Here is a 348-nt window from a genome sequence, read left to right as displayed (position 1 = left end):
AAAGTGGACAACACCGCTTCGGCTGCTGTAGGTTCAGTCAATGTCTCTGCTTCGGAGTCGGTTTCTGCAACACAATTACCTGCCCTATCCATCACCAAAACAGCCACTGAGTCAACCTTTGCCGCTGTCGGAGACGTATTGAATTACACCATTGTCGTGACCAATACAGGTAACGTGACTTTAAGCAATGTTGCTGTAAGCGATCCTTTGACAGGTTTGAATACATCAATTGCTTCTTTGGCGCCTTTGGCTTCACAGTCAATTGTTACTTCTTACACTGTAACACAGGCTGATATCGATGCAGGAAAAGTTGACAACACCGCTTCTGCAGCTGTAGGTACAGTGAAT

General features: G+C 45.7%; 1 protein-coding gene. It reads left to right on the top strand.

Annotated features, from left to right (window positions below):
- Positions 1 to 348, top strand: a 348-nt coding sequence (locus NU887_RS21120) for a DUF7507 domain-containing protein (RefSeq protein ID WP_420839807.1), incomplete at both ends; no start/stop codon positions are given.

This window comes from Aquiflexum gelatinilyticum (assembly GCF_024741135.1).
In the GTDB taxonomy this organism is placed as follows: domain Bacteria; phylum Bacteroidota; class Bacteroidia; order Cytophagales; family Cyclobacteriaceae; genus Cognataquiflexum; species Cognataquiflexum gelatinilyticum.
The sequence above is the reverse complement of the archived record's forward strand: the minus strand, read 5'-3'. Positions and strand labels throughout refer to the sequence as shown.